General features: G+C 37.8%; 17 protein-coding genes and 2 pseudogenes. 1 reads left to right on the top strand and 18 read right to left on the bottom strand.

Annotated elements, in window-relative coordinates; all coding sequences use genetic code 11:
- Positions 1–23: 23 nt before the first annotated feature.
- Positions 24–1,229, bottom strand: coding sequence for a serine/threonine transporter SstT (gene sstT / locus STRIC_RS03285; RefSeq protein ID WP_008088221.1), 1,206 nt, complete (start codon positions 1,227–1,229; stop codon positions 24–26).
- Between the two features lie 210 nt (positions 1,230–1,439).
- Here sstT and brnQ point away from each other — a divergent pair, with 210 nt between their 5' ends.
- A complete protein-coding gene (gene brnQ, locus STRIC_RS03280) occupies positions 1,440–2,819 on the top strand; it encodes a branched-chain amino acid transport system II carrier protein (protein ID WP_008088306.1) in 1,380 nt (459 codons plus the stop codon).
- 40 nt (positions 2,820–2,859) lie between these two features.
- Here the strand turns inward: brnQ and STRIC_RS03275 are convergent, their stop codons facing one another.
- The 17 genes and pseudogenes from STRIC_RS03275 to STRIC_RS03195 form a co-directional block, all read right to left on the bottom strand.
- The gene (locus STRIC_RS03275; RefSeq protein ID WP_008088163.1) at positions 2,860–3,552 is read right to left on the bottom strand and encodes a methionine ABC transporter permease; all 693 of its coding nucleotides are present in this window, start codon (positions 3,550–3,552) and stop codon (positions 2,860–2,862) included.
- The gene (locus STRIC_RS03270; protein WP_008088580.1) at positions 3,553–4,617 is read right to left on the bottom strand and encodes a methionine ABC transporter ATP-binding protein; all 1,065 of its coding nucleotides are present in this window, start codon (positions 4,615–4,617) and stop codon (positions 3,553–3,555) included.
- A complete protein-coding gene (locus STRIC_RS03265) occupies positions 4,610–5,983 on the bottom strand; it encodes a M20/M25/M40 family metallo-hydrolase (RefSeq protein WP_008088408.1) in 1,374 nt (457 codons plus the stop codon). Before STRIC_RS03265 ends, STRIC_RS03270 begins: the two co-directional genes overlap by 8 nt.
- A gap of 74 nt (positions 5,984–6,057) precedes the next feature.
- Complete coding sequence (locus tag STRIC_RS03260; protein WP_008088521.1) at positions 6,058–6,903, bottom strand: MetQ/NlpA family ABC transporter substrate-binding protein; 846 nt, start codon at positions 6,901–6,903, stop codon at positions 6,058–6,060.
- A 154-nt stretch (positions 6,904–7,057) separates the two neighbouring features.
- A pseudogene (locus STRIC_RS03255) lies at positions 7,058–7,905 on the bottom strand (amino acid ABC transporter substrate-binding protein).
- Between the two features lie 148 nt (positions 7,906–8,053).
- Complete coding sequence (locus STRIC_RS03250) at positions 8,054–8,770, bottom strand: YebC/PmpR family DNA-binding transcriptional regulator (RefSeq protein WP_008088325.1); 717 nt, start codon at positions 8,768–8,770, stop codon at positions 8,054–8,056.
- Positions 8,771–8,996: 226 nt separating this feature from the next.
- Complete coding sequence (locus STRIC_RS03245) at positions 8,997–9,722, bottom strand: MerR family transcriptional regulator (protein ID WP_008088035.1); 726 nt, start codon at positions 9,720–9,722, stop codon at positions 8,997–8,999.
- 53 nt (positions 9,723–9,775) lie between these two features.
- Positions 9,776–10,891 carry a nucleotidyltransferase gene (locus STRIC_RS03240; protein ID WP_008088513.1) on the bottom strand — a complete coding sequence of 372 codons (1,116 nt, stop codon included), beginning with the start codon at positions 10,889–10,891 and terminating at the stop codon, positions 9,776–9,778.
- Between the two features lie 9 nt (positions 10,892–10,900).
- Positions 10,901–11,644 carry a class I SAM-dependent DNA methyltransferase gene (locus STRIC_RS03235; RefSeq protein ID WP_008088374.1) on the bottom strand — a complete coding sequence of 248 codons (744 nt, stop codon included), beginning with the start codon at positions 11,642–11,644 and terminating at the stop codon, positions 10,901–10,903.
- Between the two features lie 49 nt (positions 11,645–11,693).
- Positions 11,694–12,047: a ribosome silencing factor gene (gene rsfS, locus STRIC_RS03230; protein ID WP_008088177.1), complete on the bottom strand. Its 354-nt coding sequence runs from the start codon at positions 12,045–12,047 to the stop codon at positions 11,694–11,696.
- A gap of 1 nt (position 12,048) precedes the next feature.
- Positions 12,049–12,543: a cysteine hydrolase family protein gene (locus tag STRIC_RS03225; protein ID WP_040831929.1), complete on the bottom strand. Its 495-nt coding sequence runs from the start codon at positions 12,541–12,543 to the stop codon at positions 12,049–12,051.
- 18 nt (positions 12,544–12,561) lie between these two features.
- Positions 12,562–13,161, bottom strand: a complete 600-nt coding sequence (yqeK, locus tag STRIC_RS03220) for a bis(5'-nucleosyl)-tetraphosphatase (symmetrical) YqeK (RefSeq protein WP_008088546.1) — start codon at positions 13,159–13,161, stop codon at positions 12,562–12,564.
- Positions 13,158–13,790, bottom strand: a complete 633-nt coding sequence (locus STRIC_RS03215) for a nicotinate-nucleotide adenylyltransferase (RefSeq protein ID WP_008088250.1) — start codon at positions 13,788–13,790, stop codon at positions 13,158–13,160. The genes yqeK and STRIC_RS03215 overlap by 4 nt, the downstream gene beginning before the upstream one ends.
- Positions 13,791–13,894: 104 nt before the next feature.
- Positions 13,895–14,203 carry a ribosome assembly RNA-binding protein YhbY gene (gene yhbY / locus STRIC_RS03210; protein ID WP_008088193.1) on the bottom strand — a complete coding sequence of 103 codons (309 nt, stop codon included), beginning with the start codon at positions 14,201–14,203 and terminating at the stop codon, positions 13,895–13,897.
- A gap of 19 nt (positions 14,204–14,222) precedes the next feature.
- Positions 14,223–15,341 (bottom strand): ribosome biogenesis GTPase YqeH, encoded by a 1,119-nt coding sequence (gene yqeH, locus STRIC_RS03205; RefSeq protein WP_008088399.1) that lies wholly within the window; start codon positions 15,339–15,341, stop codon positions 14,223–14,225.
- A complete protein-coding gene (locus tag STRIC_RS03200; protein WP_008088267.1) occupies positions 15,341–15,868 on the bottom strand; it encodes a YqeG family HAD IIIA-type phosphatase in 528 nt (175 codons plus the stop codon). Before STRIC_RS03200 ends, yqeH begins: the two co-directional genes overlap by 1 nt.
- A 146-nt stretch (positions 15,869–16,014) precedes the next feature.
- Positions 16,015–16,644, bottom strand: a pseudogene (locus STRIC_RS03195) (IS30 family transposase); the annotation flags it as partial.

The following is a 16,644-nucleotide window of genomic DNA, read 5'->3' as shown; positions in this document are numbered from 1 at the left end:
CTTCTTCTCTTATGAGGTTTTTACTATTTTTTCCAGAAAGCATTCTCAGCAATGGCTGTAAAAAGAACATCTGTAGAAGAATTCAAGGCAGTTTCACAAGAGTCTTGAATAACACCAACAATAAAGCCAACGCCGACCACTTGCATGGCCAAATCATTTGAAATACCAAAAAGGCTACATGCTACAGGAATTAATAGTAATGATCCACCGGCTACACCTGATGCACCACAGGCTGATACTGCTGCCACAACGCTCAATAAGACAGCTGTTGCAAAATCAATTTGAATACCAAATGTATTGACAGCTGCTAAAGTCAACACGTTAATGGTAATAGCTGCGCCTCCCATGTTAATGGTAGATCCAAGTGGAATAGATACAGAGTAAGTTTCTTTACTCAAACCTAAATCCTCACACAAGCGTATATTTACAGGAATATTAGCTGCTGAACTCCTTGTAAAGAAAGCTGTAATTCCAGATTCTCTCAAACATTTTAAAACCAGAGGATAAGGATTTTGACGTGTCACCAAAAAAGCAATAAAAGGATTGACAACCAAAGCGACAAAAGCCATGGTTCCTACTAATACCATAATTAAGAGCGCATAATCCGACAAGATACCAATTCCGTTTTCTGAAACCGTCGAAAATACTAAGCCCATAATCCCAATCGGAGCTAGATTAATAATCCAAACCACCACTTGTGAGGTTACTTCTGCAGCTGTTCTAACCAAATGCTTGGTTTCTGAGCTGGTCGCCTTAAGCGCTAGTCCAAAAATCAAGGCCCAAGCTAGGACGCCAATGTAGTTAGCATTAGCTAATGCGTCAATAGGATTGTCCACTAATTTTAAAAGAAGGGTTTGAAAGACCTCAGTGACTCCTTGAGGTGGTGCAAACTCCGTATCAACAGGTTTGTTTAAAATTAAAGTGAGAGGGAAAATATAGGATGTCAAAACTGCCACCAAGGCAGCTGCAAAAGTCCCAAACAAATAAAGCACAACAATAAGCTTCATATTCGTTTCTTGACCCTGTTTTTGATGCGAAATTGCTTGAGAGACTAAGGCAAAAACAAGAAGTGGCGCAATAGCTTTCAAAGCCCCCACAAATAGTTTCCCAAAAATACCGATTCCTGTAAAACCAGGTAATAAGATGCCTAACAAGAGACCAATTACGACACCGATAATAATCTTTTTAATCAGGCTTATCCTAAGCCACAGATGAATTATTTTTTTCATTATTCACTTCCTCACTAAAGTTTATTTTTTATCATAATATAAATCTGACTATTCGTCAAATATATTTAAAATTTTCTAAAAACTTGACTATTGACGATAAGCTAAAACTGCGATATAATAGCATCTGTTAATTTTTTCGGAGACCTAAAGTTAAAATTGTTAGAATCTTCAAATTAGTACCATTAGTACCAATAGAAAGACTATTTATAAATGAAACAAAAAAATGTATATATTGTTGTTGGCTTTATGCTATTTGCACTCTTTTTTGGAGCTGCTAATCTCATTTATCCAGCCTTCCTAGGGATCTATTCCGGACACAATATCCTATGGTCTATCCTAGGTTTCTGCTTAACCGGCGTGTCTTTACCACTCCTCGGTGTCATTGCAGTTGCTAAGTCAGGATCTGGTGATGTTGAGAGCCTAGCTCGTCCTATCTCAAAATGGTATGCTATCGCATATTCTGCCATTCTTTACCTCTCCATCGGTCCTTTTTTTGCCATTCCTAGAACTGGTGCGACCTCTTTTTCTGTGGGAATCGCCCCTATCCTAGGAGATAATTTTACTAATAAAGCAATCTACGCTCTTTTATTCTTTGGTTTATCCTACTTTTTAGCTATCCGTCCAAGTAAACTAGCAGAAAATATTGGAAAATATTTGACACCAACGCTACTTGTCGTTATTGCTATTTTAGTGATTTCTTCTTTTGTCCATTCAGCTGGCGATTACGGCACCCCATTAAATGCTGGTACAGGTATCAATAATGCCTTTAAAGATGTTCCTTTTATTGCTGGTTTAATTCAAGGTTACGGCACGATGGACGCCTTAGCTTCTTTAGTTTTTGCTATTTTGGTTATTGAAGCCACCAAACAATTTGGTGCCAAGTCAGATAAAGAAGTAACCAAAGTCACTCTGATTTCAGGATTGATTGCCATTCTCCTACTTGCCTTTGTTTATATCTTTGTAGGTCGTATTGGTGCCACTTCTCAATCCCTCTTCCCACTCGTCAATGGTAACTTTACCTTAGATGGTGTTGCCGTCAACGGTGGACAAATTTTAAGCCATGCGTCACGTTTTTACCTTGGCAGTATTGGACAAGCCTTCTTAGCCATTATTATTTTCCTTGCTTGTTTAACCACATCCACTGGTTTGATTACCTCTAGTGCTGAATATTTCCATAAGTTGATTCCAGGTCTATCTCACATTACATGGGCTTCTATTTTCACCTTAGTTTCTGCCTTTTTCTACTTTGGTGGCTTATCTGTTATCATCAATTGGTCAGCACCAGTCTTATTCCTTCTTTATCCATTAACAGTAGACCTTATTTTCCTTGTTCTTTTCCAAAAAACATTTGATAATGATCCAATTGTTTATCGAACAACTATCGGCCTGACGGCTATCCCTGCTCTATTCGATGCTATCTTTACCCTATCTGACATGACCAAATTATTTACCCTTCCTGAAGCTATTACGAACTTCTTCCAAAAAGTGGTTCCACTCGGTCAATTTTCAATGGGATGGATCATCTTTGCCTTTGCAGGATTCATTTTAGGTTTACTCCTAAAATCACTCAAGAATAAACCATCACATTAAAACAAAAAGAATCCGAGCTTTAATCACTCAGATTCTTTTTTTATTTATGACTAAAACGGCGTGTCAAACTATCTCCAAGAAACTGGATTGAAAAGATTAACAACAAAATAATCAAAGTGGCCACCCATGTCACATCATTGTTAAAACGGTTATAGCCGTAGGAAATAGCAACATTTCCTAATCCCCCAGCGCCAATAGCTCCTGCCATGGCAGTTTCCCCAACTAAAGAAATTAAGGTGACTGTAGAAACACGAATAAGATCTGGTAAACCTTCACTGAGATACACTTTGACAATATCCCAGAAAGTAGCACCTGAAGCTTTCGCTGCTTCAATAACACCTTTGTCTAATTCTGAAAAAACAACTTGAACCTGACGGGCAAAAAAAGGAAAAGTCGCAAAGGTTAAAGGTACCAAGGCAGCTGTTGCTCCTAAGGTTGTTCTTAACAACAAATAGGTAAAGCTAGCTAAAATGGCAATCAAAATAACAAAAGGAATAGCTCGGAAAATAGAGGTTACTTTATCAATAACCCAACAAATAGCTTTGTTTTCAATAACACCACCCGGTCCTGTTAAAACTAACAACAAGCCTAATAAGAGACCAATCAAGCCACCAATAATAAAAGGAACAATGGTCATATACAGGGTATTCCAAATGGCTAAGCCCCAACCAGCTTCTCCAGACCATCCGAGTTCATAAACATTTGGTAAATAGGTTTGAATTAAATGTGACATCTAAACTCCTCTCTTCAGTACACTGACTTCGACACCTGCTTGATGAAGGGCTTCTTCTGCAGCAAGAATATTTTCAGCTTGCCCTTCCAAGACCACAATCATATCACCCACAGGCACATGATCTAATATTTCAATATTGCCATATAAAATATTAGCTGTAACCTCATATTGACGGTAAATTCGATTCAGAAGTGGCTCATCTGTTGATGTTCCAGCATATTTTAATTGAACCAGGATTGCATTTTGAGGTAGATGCTTGACAATATCTTGCTGATTAATTTTGTCAAGCGCTTCATCAATACCTGTTGCTGTCCGTATAAATTCCTGTGTTAGTGCTTGTTTTGGTGCAGAGAAAATATCTAAAACAGATCCTTCTTCAATCAAGACCCCATTTTGCATGACAGCTACACGATTACAGATATCTTTTACAATCTGCATTTCATGCGTAATCATGACAATGGTTAGACCTAATTTGCGATTAAGCTCTTGCAAAAGTGCCAAAATTTGTATAGTCGTTTTGGGATCCAAGGCTGATGTTGCCTCATCTGAAATCAAAATTTTAGGATCGTTAGCAAGAGCGCGAGCGATAGCTACCCGTTGCTTTTGACCACCTGATAATTGTGACGGGTAATTATCCGCTCGATCGGACAATCCCACTAGAGCTAAGAGCTCAGTCACTTTTTTTTCTTTTTCAGCCTTAGACAGGTTTGAATGACGCAGAGCAAAAGCCACATTTTCTTTGGCTGTTTTTTGAGCCATCAAGTTAAAATGTTGGAAAATCATACCGATATCACGACGTTTTTGTCGCAACTCTGCAGATGTTAGCTGTACTTTACCTTGATAAAAAGTAAGATCACCATCAATCTTGATTTTTCCTTTGGTTGGCACCTGTAATAAATTAATGACCCTGACAAGTGTTGATTTACCAGCACCCGAATAGCCCACAATACCATAGATATCTCCCTGGTTAATGTGAACCGTTACATCTTTAACTGCATCAATCACGCGCTTTCTTTGATGAAAGGTGATATCAATATGATCTAATTGAATAATGGTATTACTCATAAGATGTTATTAACTCCTCTATTAATTCTATATGACGACAATAATCCGAGATCAGAACATTCTCATCTCCAGCATGGTCTCGACTATTGCTATGACCTAATCCAAAGCCAACAATTGGAACTTCCAAAGCCTTAAAGACCATATGCATCGGCCCTGTTCCAGCTGACGTTGGCAACAAACTAATCCCTTCAGGGTTTAAACGGCTAGCAAGAGATAGGAGATTAGTAATACTATTAGCTGATAAATCACTACGGTAACTGCTCTCTCCCAAACTATACTCTAAATTTACTTTATCAAAACCCTGACAAAGCAAATGCTCTTTAATCGTTTCAAAAACCCATTTAGGCTCTAAACCAGGAACAAGGCGGACTTCCATTTTAGCCTGAGCTTGACAAGGAATAATGGTCTTAACCCCTTGACCTTGGTAACCAATCCATAAACCTTGAATCCCTATAGATGGTTCAAAATAATAAGTTTTTAGCAATTGACGCCTTTCTGATTGTAACGTAGGTAACTTAAGTCCGTAAAGCTTTTTTAAAGCAGGGGCATTTTCAAGAGCATACTGCTCAACTAAATCTAATTCTCTTTGACTAGGAGGAATCACCCGCTCATAAATTGCTGGGATCAATAGTTTACCTTTCTCATCTCTCAAGGAAGTCAAGGCCTGCAATAAATACCATGAAGCCGACTCAATAATCCCACCAAACTGTGAGTGAATATCACAACTGGCACTGTTTACAGACATGTTAAAAGTCAGAATGCCTTTATTTCCGCCAGTAAATTCTAATTTTCCACAAGCATTACGAATGCCTTGTTCCCAGACCAATAAGTCCGCTCCTTTTAAAAGATTGGCATGCCGCTCAAGGTATTTCTCTAATCCAACAGAGGCTGATTCTTCGGCACCCTCCATTACAAAAATAATATGTAATGGCAAATCCCCTACTTCTTGAAGGTAACGGGTCACTGCTGTTAATCGAGCAATAATATGTCCCTTATCATCATCTACTCCACGACCATACATCTTCCCATCTTCAATACTTAGACCAAAAGCTGGATAAGTCCACTCTTGATCCTGATCAGCTGGCACAGTATCGTAATGGTTATAAAAAATGATGGTTTTAGCCTCTTTTTTAGGGCTCTTAAATTGAGCAATCACTAAGGGGGCTTCCTCAGAAGAATCCACAAGAACCTCTGCTCCTGCCTCTTTAAAGAGCTTTTCTAGAAAGAGAGCTGCTTCTTTTAGACCGACTTTCTGTGCAAAAATAGATCGTATGGCTAAAAAATGCTCTAATTGTTTGAGATAAATCTTGGTATTATCACGATGCCAAATGGGATGGCTACTCGCCACATTTTCCTTTTCTAACATGCTTTTTACTCCTTCAAGACAAGAAAGGGCGTGTCAGACACGCCTCAATCCTCCTGTTACCTTTTTACGCTGCTTTACCAAACGGGTACATCAATACCATTAGAGGTTTTATCAACAACTTTTTTAACCTCATCGGTTTGATAAGCTTTAACTAATTGTTTAATAGCACTAGCTTTTGGAGATGATTTCCATTCCTTTTGGCCAGCAATAATATTGATCCATTGTTTAGAATTGTCATCTACTTGTTCTTTATAAAGCGATGTTTCAAAATCGATTTTAGCTGGAACAGCATAGCTGTTATTCACAATAGCCGCATCAGCTGATGTTAGGGCACGCGCTGTTTGACTAGCATCTAACTCTTTGATATCTAACTTTTTCTTGTTTTCTGTGATATTCGCAATAGTTGCCAACTTATCGCCAGAAACATTTAATTTAATCAAACCTGCTGCTTCCAAGACATATAAGGCACGGCTTTCGTTAGTCGCGTCATTTGGAACGGCAATTTGAGCACCTTTAGGTAGCTCAGCGATAGATTTGTATTTGGTTTTACCATCTTGACTGGTTCCTGAAAAGAGATTTACAGGACTGATATAGGTATCTGCAATAGCCACTAACCCTGCTTTATTTTCTTTATTCCAATTATTTAAGAAATTATAATGCTGAAAAGCATTGACATCCACTTCTCCATTAGCTACTGCTTTGTTAGGTTGTGAATAGTCTGTAAACTCTTTGTATTTTAAAGTAATGCCTTCTTTTTTTAGTAACTCTTCAACTTTATCCCATCTCGCTTGATCAGAAGACGTCTTTGTCATTACACCAATGGTTAAGGTATTTTTATCATCCTCTTTTCCTGAACAAGCCACTAAGAAAAGAGAAGCTAGGGTAAGGCCTATTAAACCAACTGTTTTTTTTATTGTCATCATGATATCCTCACTTCATTTTTTAACTGTACCCATTGTAGCGTAATTAGATATAGTTTTCAAATTGGAATAAATTAGGTAAATATATAGTTTAAAACTATATCAAAGATTCAAAAAAATCAGTCAACAAAAGGTTAACTGATAAAGGCTTCTTTTAAGGAAGTTCTGGCACTTTTAATTCTGAAGATTTGGGAACATAGTCTCCACCTAAGTGTTTTTTAGCTAGCTGACTTAAAGTACCATCTTGCAGCAGACTTTCTAAACGCTTATTCACAAAAGCTTGTAATTTTTCTTGGTCTTGCCCAAAAATGAAATAGATAAATGGTTGTTCACTTGACGTTAAAGGAATGGTTTTTAAATGTTTCAATCCCTGATTTTTAATAATGGCATTAACGGTTGGAGCATCAAATAATTTAAAATCGGCCTTACCATCACTCAAATTCATCAGCATTTGGGTAATGGTCTCATTAGTAAACTTCAACTCAACTGGCTGATCTGGATGTTTTTGGTTAAAGGCCTCAAGCTGTGCAACTGTTGTAGTACCTTGAACCACTTGCGTTGAATGTCCTTTAATATCCTGGTAAGACTTGATATCACTTTTGTCTGGTACCACTAAAAACGAAGGGGTTGCACCTATTGGATAAGAAAAGAGATATTTTGAAGCTCTTTCCTTGGTAAAGGAAATGTTATTACCTCCTATAGCGTACTTACCAGAATCTAGTCCCGTAAAAATGGATGACCATTCTGTTTTTTGAAAAACCAACTGATAGTCTTTGCTATCTTTAAAAATGGCTTTAGCCACTTCAATATCATAACCAGTTAATTGCCCATCTTTTTCATAGGAAAAAGGAGCCGTTGTCCCTACTGTAGCAAATATAATCTTTTGAATTTTTGAATTTTTGAATCCGAAGATTTCTCAGTCTTATTAGAAGCTGTGCAAGCCACAAGTCCAAAGCTAGCGACCACTAAAAGACTCACTAATCCTAATATCCCTTTTCTCATCCTGATTTCCTCCATTTCCTTAATTACTTTTAGTGTACCACTTTTTAGGTCAAGACACTAATCCTTAAAACTTATCAAGGCGATATCATTTGGCTATCACAAAAAAGAGCTGACTCACGTCAACTCTTTTATCGTCATATGAGACATCTTAAAAATCAGCAACATTATGATAAACTTTTTGCACATCATCATCTGATTCTAAGGCATCTACCAATTTTTCAAAGGTTTCTAAATCATCACCTTCAAGTGTTACTTCAGATTGTGGAATCATTTCAAGTTCTGTCACTTGGAATTCAGAAATACCTGATTCACGAAGGGCTAAAATAGCCTTATGAAGATCTGTTGGTGCCGTATAAACCGTTACTGTGCCTTCTTCTGCTTCAACGTCATCAACTTCAACATCAGCATCTAATAACAATTCAAAGATACTATCAGCATCATCACCAGCAAAAACAATAACACCTTTTTTATCAAACATGTAAGAGACTGAGCCTGATGCTCCCATATTACCACCATTTTTACCATAAGCAGTACGGACGTTAGCAGCTGTACGGTTAACGTTTGACGTCAAGGTATCAACGATAATCATTGAACCATTCGGTCCAAAACCTTCATAACGACCTTCAACGAAAGTCTCATCAGTATTTCCTTTAGCTTTATCAATAGCTTTATCAATAACATGTTTTGGAACTTGCGCTTGTTTAGCACGGTCAATGACAAACTTAAGGGCAGAGTTGGTTTCAGGATCTGGATCCCCTTGTTTAGCAGCAACATAGATTTCTACACCAAATTTAGCATAGACTTTTGAAGTAGCCCCATCTTTAGCAGTTTTCTTAGCTACAATATTAGCCCATTTACGACCCATTGGATTCTCCTCTTATATCTGAATTTTGATTGCGCACCTCAAAAGATAAGCGACATTTTACTTTAACTTTATTATTATAACACTTTGAAAAAAGATAGTAAATTGCTAATCACATCACGGATTAAACGGTAAGTGACAGACTGCTTTGTCATAGCTCTTTTTAGACAGTATTTGCTCGACAACTTTTTGAGGAAATTAAAAAGATGGCTCTAGAGAGTACATTTTATTAATCTGCCTTAATATTACAAGCTACTTTGATGGCTTCATTAATAAAATGAGCTGTCCCATTTCCACCCACGCTATCGATATAAGAGGTAAAACGCTCATCAGCTACATAAAGCTGACCAAGACCGGCCAATATCTCATCAGTACAGGTGTAACAATTTCTAGTGATATAATCTTGTAAAACTTTGACTTGCCTTTGAACTTTTTCATCTGAGACGTCCAAGTCTTTCCATTTTCCAAATACTGCCATGATGTTCCCCATATCCTCTTGGACTTTTGAAAAATGGCTGGCGCTGTATTTGCTTTCAAATTCGCGATAGCCTGAAGTCTCTCCCCAACGTTCTTTAGCTTCCTTTTGAAATGCTTCTAATTCTGTTTGATTATAGGCGGTAAAATCTGTCATATCTAATCCTCCTTGCATGGCCTTTGCCTGGCTAATCACTTTCTCCAAGTGCACTTTTTTGAGTTCTAACCACTTGATTTGATCAGAAAGAGCTTGATTTCGGTCATAGCTTGGGCTATCCATGATTTCTTTTATTGTTTTGAGAGGAAACTCTAATTCTCGAAAGAGGAGAATTTCTTGCAGTCTCACCAGACTGTCATCATCATAAAAGCGATAGCCATTTTCTCCTAACAAGGCTGGAGACAATAGGCCAATTTCATCATAATAGTGAAGCGTGCGCACGCTGATGCCTGTGATAATACTCATGTCTTTAACGGTCTTCATGGTTACCTCTCTACTATCAGTATAAGCTATCACGTGGCGTGAGGGTCAAGGGGTTAATCAGATAAATTGCCATCATCTTCAAAAATAAGTGGTCGTCTTCCGAAGCTTTGTTCTTTGATGTCCCCATCCCCCATTTGATAAACGGCATCTGCCTGCTGGGTCACTACATCCCAAGGCTCTGCACCAATTCGCGTTATGATATCCACAGATTTCTTTAAAAATTTCAAATGTTGTCGCCCTTTTTGTGTAAAACCTAAGACATGAATGGATTGAGGCAGTGGTTTTTCCACAGCATTGACTAGAATATAGGTCAAAAGACGTCGCACACGTGCTTTGGTATAGCGTTTTGTGGCCACCTTATCCACCAATTCTTCCACAGTGTTCACATGTCGGATGTTTGTGGTGATACGGTTGGCTAACTCCTCGTTGACTTGGTAAATTTGGGTTAAATCAGCATGCGTTTGGATCTGATATTTAAGCAAGGTGAAATAGTTGTCCCACGAAACTTGCGGACTATCCAAAAGTAGCTCTGCGTTAGGCATAAATGCATTCACGAAGTCCTTGTCGGCCTTGTGCTGTCGGATACTTGTTGCCGAGGCGTATGCAGCGACCTCTTTTTCTTTGGAATGATAGCCTGCCCCCTGACGTTGAATAGGATTTAAGCGGATGCCATTTTTCCTTGCGGCCTTAGTATAGGCAAGCCCCAGAATATGATTAGGGGTGTCGCCTGAGAACTGGATGCCTGTAAAATGTTCCCACATGGCCTGTGTCTTCTGCGGATAAGAGAGATGAGTGGGCTGGTTTTCCAAAAAAGTTGTCATTTCCTGGAACTTTTCCACATAGATGTCCCCAATCTGGTTATAATCGAGAACAGACTCTGTGCCAAAGGTCAGGTTATCCACACCTAACTCGGCTAGAAGGTCAATCGCACCTTGAGCAAAGTAATCAGCCGACTGAACGGCAACCAGAAAAGGAAGCTCAACCACTAGGTCAGCTCCATTTTGTAGCGCCATTTGCGCACGTGTCCACTTATCAACAATAGCAGGCTCACCACGCTGCATAAAGTTGCCTGACATAGCAATGATTTTGAGACCTTTTGCTTGCTCTAAGAGGTACTTATGCCCGTTGTGAAAGGGATTGAATTCGGCGATGATTCCAGTTATAGTCATAGAAAGTTCCTATTTCTGCGCTACAAAGAACCAGCGTTTGCTTTCTTTATTTGGCTCTTTATCCTCAAAATCCGCATAGACGTTAAAAGATTTAAATCCAGCTTGCTCTAATAAGATATCGTAGGTCAAGATCTCATAAGTCCGTTCTTCATGAACCTCATCAAATCGTGAAAAAGATCCGTTATTTTCTTGGATAAAGAAGGTCAATTCATGAACAATCGAATGCGGCGCCTCATCTTCATAACTATCCCAAACCATAGCAAAATCATCTGCATTTTCATGATAAGAAAAACCAGGAAACACCTCATCAATTTGATAAGTCGAATGAACGTCAAAGATAAAGACCCCGTCATCATTAAGGCATTGATAGACTTCCTTAAAAACATCACCTACTTCCACTTCATCTTGCATGTAACAAATGGAGTCCGAGTAGCAAGTAACAAAATCATATGTCCCTGAATCTGACAAGTCCAACATATTACCTTGAATAAAATGAATAGCTTTGTGAGCTGATTTGGCACGCTTTTGAGCAATATCAAGCATTTCCTGACTAAGGTCAAGCCCTGTCACATCAAATCCAGCCTGTGCAAAGCGAAGAGACTGTATCCCAGTACCACAAGCTAACTCTAACAAACGGTTAGCGCCTTTCTTTTTAGGTAAATGTCTCAATGAAAAATCGGTCCATTTATCATAGAGACTATCATCCATTACGGCGTCATAAATAGACGTAAACTTTTCATAATTTTTTTGCATATTCCTATCCTCAAAAACCCTGCCAAACTGACAAGGTCCCTACTATTTATTAAGCCAAGAAACTATCAAGGTCTACAACCGGAGCTTCATGCCACAATTTTTCAAGATTATAATGGTGGCGCTCATCTTCTGAGAAAAGATGAACAACCAAGTCATTCAAGTCAAGCAAAATCCAACCAGCCTTGCTATCACCTTCGATGTGACTAGCATCATTTCCTGCAGCTTTCACTTTCTCACGAATATTATCCGCAATAGCTTCTAATTGACGGCTATTACTAGCGCTAGCAATGACAAAATAATCGGTTAAGCTAGTTAAGCCTTCCAAGTCAAGTGCTAAAATATCCTCAGCACGCTTCTCATCAGCAGCTTTAACCACAATTTCTAAAAGTTCTTCTTTTTTCATTCTACTCCTCTTGTAACATCATTTCTAAGTCATCTACTTGGGCAAATCGATCTGCCCAAATTCTTTCATGGTAATCCACTAATAAAGATGCTGGGATATTGTCATCATCAAAGGTTGTCGTACCATTTTCTAAAACAAAAACCTCATAACCAAGCTCAAATGCCACTTTGATGGAAGTATCCATACAATAATTGGTAAGCATTCCCATTAAACAGAGCTTTTTAATCCCTTTTTCTTTAAGATAGCAATGTAAGTCTGTTTCTTTAAAGATTGAATTAAATCTTTTCTCAAAAATACGTTCCCCATCAAGTGGTGACAGATTAGCAGGAATTTCCCATTCTTTACTATTTAAAGGTAACTCCTCGTCGTGATGACGAATATAAATAACTTCTATTGATTTTTGGCGTGCCGTCCCTATAGCTTCTTGCCATAAGGCCAGACAGTTATCAATTAGATAGGGTTGTGAATTAACCAATCCATTTTGAACATCAATCATCACCTAAGCTGTTCTCATCTATTCTTCCTCATCTTGCATGTAGCGGCAAAAAGCATTATAGGTTTCTAAAGTTTGTGGGTAAATTGGCTGGGCTTTTCTAGCTAAGAAAGCAAGAGTATTTACAGTCTCAAAAGCTACTGCTTTATTAAGATCGCTTTTAGCGATTTGTCTAGCCTCTTCCACCAAAGGAAACTGTCTCCCCTCTTCAATGTAATCCGCAACATATAAAATTTTATCTAATAAACTCATCTGAGCAGACCCAACTGTATGAATTTGGATAGCTCTTAAAATATCTTGATTGACAATACCAAAATCTTCTTGAATTTTGTAAATACCAACCATACCATGCCAGACATTATTGTTCCAATGTTTTAGATCTGGATTCAAATGATATTTATCAATAAGATCTAAAAAGACCTGATCTGAACATTCCTTAGCATAATCATGCAAAAGAGCTGCTAAACTAGCTTTAGTCTTATCATACCCATATAATTCTGCTAAAGCAATAGCTGCTTTTTCAACACCTAAAACATGCTGAAACCGTTTCTGGCTCATTTGAGCTGAAATGCTTTCCAAGAGTTGCTCACGAGACAATGACAGATAGTTTTGATAGTTCATCGATAAAGACCTTCTTGTCTAATATAGCTTAAAACTGATTCAGGTAATAAATAATGAGGTTGTCTCTTTTTTTTGATAAAATCTCTAATCATACTAGAAGAAATATCCATCAAAGGCACATCTACCCAAATTAATGGGTATGAGGTACCAACCTTATATTTAGGCCTTTGTACCCCGACAAATTGGATCATATTGACTAATTCATCAATACGATACCATTTGGGGAGATAGTCAACCATATCAGCACCGATGATAAAATAATAGTCCACATCTGGGTTAGCTTCGATTAACAGTTTCATCGTATCATAAGTATAGCTAATTCCTTTACGCTTCAACTCAATCTCTTCAATAGCTAAACCCTCTGTCCCATCAATAGCTAATTCAAGCATTTTTAAACGATGATTTTCATCAATGGTTTCCTTGAAATCAACATGAGGCGGTGTATATTCAGGCATCAGTAAGACCTGATCCAAGCCTAGCTGTTGCCGAACTTGATCAGCAACAATCAAGTGAGCATGGTGAACTGGGTTAAAGTTACCACCCAATATCCCAATTTGCTTTCTATCGGTTTTTTTTTCTTTTGTTTCTAATTCAACCTTTGTAAAAGGGGTCAAAAGTTCTAATGCCATAACGTCTCCAAATTATTGATCTCCTAAAAGGCCTTTTAAAAAGATCAATTTGTTCGTCAATTCAAAAGTAAAAGTCCATAAATAAAGCTTTTTCAAAAAGTTCTTTAAATAGCTTTTACTTTTACTGATAATTTACGATTGTCCTTCTTAGCAGATACTTTGTATAAAATCAAAATGCGTCCAATTTTTAACACCGTATCACATCCAATTTCTTCTTCTAGTGTCTCAGCAACCTCATGAATAGTTTCATCAGTATTTTGTAATAGGGTTACTTTGATCAACTCTCTAGCATCCAAGGCATGACGAATACTGGTTTTGATCTGATCATTCAGACCATTTTTCCCAATTTGAACAATTGGTTTTAAGCTATGAGCTTCCGACTTTAAAAAAGCTCTTTGTTTACTTGTTAACATCTCATATCTCTTTCTTCTTTTAAATTAATGCTTTACGCACTAAAACGGCAACCCCTTCTGGAGCCCATGCTGCAACTCTTGTTTTTGACTCTTTATTGGCTTGAATTCTAATCCAACCCAAGCCTGAAAAAACAATATCCATTTTATCATCAATAGTGAATTCATGACGCACGAGTTTTGGAAAATCTGCCACTTCTTTTTTGCCTGGAGGAGTCAGCAAAGTGCCTAGATGTTTCTCATAAAAAGTAGAAGCACCTTCTAGTTTTGTCCTATGCAGTAATAAATTGTTATCAAAGAAGGCTGTGAACCCTTGTCGATCACCATTAATAAAATCAAAACGACCAAGTCCTCCTAAGAAAAGGCTTTGCTCGGGATTTAACTGATAAGTTTTAGGTTTTATTTCCTTCTTAGGACTGACGTATTTCAAATCTTTTGCTGATAAATAGTGAGCCATCTGGTGCCTATGAATAATTCCTGGTGTATCAAAAATAAAAGAACCATCATCCAAAGGAATCTCAATTTTATCAAGGGTAGTTCCTGGAAAACGAGAAGTCGTAATCAGATCCTTATTACCTGTAATTTCTTGAATTATGGCATTAATTAAAGTCGATTTACCAACATTGGTAACACCAACCACATAAACATCTCTACCTTTTCGCAATTGATCAATACGCTTCATCAAGTCTTTGATGGCATATTTATTTTGAGCACTTGTTAATAAAACATCTACTGGTCTAAACCCTTCTTCATGAGCTCTTTCAGTTAACCATTGTGTTAGCTTACCATCTTTAACAGACTTAGGTAAAATATCTTTCTTATTTCCTACCAATAAAACATCATTGCCTGAAACAAAACGAGATAGACCTGGAATGACTGAACCATTAAAATCAAAAATATCAATCACATTTAAAACTAAGGCGTCACTATCCCCAACCTCATGTAATAAGGTTAAAAATTCATCATCCGTAATATTAACATCTGTAATATCATTATAGTGACGTAATCTAAAGCATCGCTGACAATAAAGCTCACCAGTCTCTAGCCCTTTTTCTAAAGCAGATAAGGGCGTATATCCCACCTCACTTTTACTCAAGGTTTGAATCTGAATACCACACCCAATACAAAATAATTCTTCCATTAAATCCCTTTTTGATATGATAATTTACCATATTTCTCTTCTAATTTTGATAACACCCGATGTTCTCTCCAACGGTTGATTTTAGTATTCCAAGCATCTGAAGTTACCAATGGTTTCACCAAAACAGATTTGATTCCTGCCCTGTGACTAGCTCTAATATCGGTCATTAACTGATCACCAACCATTAATACTTCATCACGATCAAAACCATAGCGTTCAATCGCCTTATTAATACCATGTGCAAATGGCTTCATCGCACGACTAATAAAATCAACACCAAAACGAGAAACAGCTCGCTCAACACGTGCATGATTATTATTTGAAACAACGACAACACTAATGTCTGCAATTGTCATTTCATCTAGCCAAGCACGAACCTCAGGAGTTCCATCTGGGTTATTCCAAGCGATTAGTGTATTATCTAAATCAACCAAAACAGCTGAAATGCCATTTCGCAATAAATCATTTGCTCTTAAATCATAAACAGCCTCTACCGTATAGGTCGGCCTGTAATCATCGATACTCATTACATCTCCAAAATAGTTAGTACCTCTTATTTTATCATATTTCAAGACAAATAGCATTCAAATTCATGTCATTCTTAAGAGGAAAATAAAACCGTAAGTTGTCAAGTCAAGTGCAACCAGTTCATAGATAACTAGAGTTCCAGATGTTAAGCTGTTCGGGATAGCTCAAACAGGAATTTTGAGGATTGATATTGAAGAAGTCGTCTTGGGCGCTCATTGATGGCAGTAATATAATTGTCAAGTTCTTCAGAGGTTAGTGGATTAAGTGAGACTCCTTTAGGGACATATTCTCTGAGGAGGCCATTGAAGTTCTCGTTTTTTCCTCTCTCATGTGAAGAATAGGGATGTGCAAAGTAAACTTCAACAGCTTCTAAGTTTGAGAGTAAACTAAACTCAGAACCATTATCCGCTGTGATGGATGCAATAGGATACTGACTGATGAGATGCGTGACAGCACGGTTAATGGTTTGGGACTGCTTGTCTTCTAGCTTAACTCCTAGTGCATAGCGTGTCTGGCGCTCTACCAAAGTCAACATAACAGCTTCACCTTTGGTTTTCTTGCCGAGAACCAAATCAATCTCCCAATGCCCAAATTCAGAACGATCATTAATATATTCTGGACGTTCTTCGATAGATTTACCTAAAGTCTTCTTATTCGTCTTCATGACTTTCTTAGAACGTTTTCTGATACTAACCATCTTAGGCAAATCGATTGGTTAATAGCTATACCCCCTCTTTGATATAACGATAAATCGCTTTTGGAGAGGGGACACTTC

Source organism: Streptococcus ictaluri 707-05 (genome assembly GCF_000188015.2).
Taxonomy (GTDB): Bacteria; Bacillota; Bacilli; order Lactobacillales; family Streptococcaceae; genus Streptococcus; species Streptococcus ictaluri.
This window is presented reverse-complemented; position numbering and strand designations above follow the sequence as displayed.